This is a genomic window from Streptomyces composti (assembly GCF_012034205.1).
In the GTDB taxonomy this organism is placed as follows: Bacteria; Actinomycetota; Actinomycetes; order Streptomycetales; family Streptomycetaceae; genus Streptomyces; species Streptomyces composti.
Map to the genome: position 1 here is coordinate 1 of NZ_JAATEM010000078.1, position 1,323 is coordinate 1,323.

Below are 1,323 nucleotides of genomic sequence, written 5' to 3' on the forward strand. Positions count from 1 at the left end.
CGAGCCGAGGCCGGCACCGTCAACACCCCTTGGGGAGGGGCGCGATGTTCGAGATCGAAGACGTGGGCGTGTTCCTGGGCCTGGACGTCGGCAAGAGCGCTCATCACGGCCACGGGCTCACCCCGGCCGGGAAGAAGGTCTTCGACAAGCCGCTGCCCAACAGCGAGCCGAAGCTGCGGGCCGTCTTCGATAAACTGGCCGCGAAGTTCGGCACCGTCCTGGTGATCGTCGACCAGCCCGCCTCGATCGGCGCCCTCCCGCTGACAGTCGCCCGCGATGCGGGCTGCCGGGTCGCCTACCTGCCCGGACTGGCCATGCGCAGGATCGCCGACCTCTACCCCGGCGAGGCCAAGACCGACGCGAAGGACGCCGCGGTGATCGCGGACGCGGCCCGCACCATGCCGCACACCCTGCGGTCCCTGGAGCTGACCGACGAGATCACCGCCGAACTCACGGTCCTCGTCGGCTTCGACCAGGACCTCGCGGCCGAGGCCACCCGCACCTCCAACCGGATACGCGGCCTGCTCACCCAGTTCCACCCCAGCCTCGAACGCGTCCTTGGACCCCGCCTCGACCACCAGGCCGTCACCTGGCTGCTGGAACGCTACGGCTCCCCGGGCGCCCTGCGCAGGGCCGGCCGCCGCAGACTCGTGGAGCTGATCCGGCCCAAGGCCCCGCGCATGGCCCAGCGGCTGATCGACGACGTCTTTGCCGCACTCGACGAACAGACCGTCGTCGTCCCGGGCACCGGGACCCTCGACATCGTCATCCCGTCCCTGGCAGCCTCCCTGGCCGCCGTCCACACCCAGCGCCGGGCGATGGAAGCCCAGATCAACGCCCTGCTGGAGGCGCACCCTCTTTTCCCGGTCCTGACGTCGATGCCGGGCGTCGGCGTCAGGACCGCAGCCGTCCTGCTGGTCACCGTCGGCGACGGCACCAGCTTCCCCACCGCCGCCCACCTGGCCTCCTACGCCGGCCTCGCCCCGACCACGAAGTCGTCCGGGACCTCGATCCACGGCGAACACGCGCCACGGGGCGGAAACCGCCAGCTCAAACGGGCGATGTTCCTGTCCGCCTTCGCCTGCATCAACGCCGACCGGGCCTCCCGCACCTACTACGACAAGCAACGCGCACGCGGCAAAACCCACACCCAGGCACTCCTCCGCCTCGCCCGCCAACGCATCAGCGTCCTGTTCGCCATGCTCCGAGACGGCACCTTCTACGAATCCCGCACGCCCGCGGAAGTCGACCTCGCCGCATAATCCCAGCAGCCCGAACCGCCCCAAACCCGACAGGGTTGCCTTGACGAAGGACATAGAGGCA

General features: G+C 70.0%; 1 protein-coding gene. It reads left to right on the plus strand.

The annotated features are described in order from the left end of the window. Positions 1–44 precede the first annotated feature (44 nt). A complete protein-coding gene (locus HCJ93_RS29005; protein ID WP_167998799.1) occupies positions 45–1,262 on the plus strand; it encodes an IS110 family RNA-guided transposase in 1,218 nt (405 codons plus the stop codon). Positions 1,263–1,323: the final 61 nt, after the last annotated feature.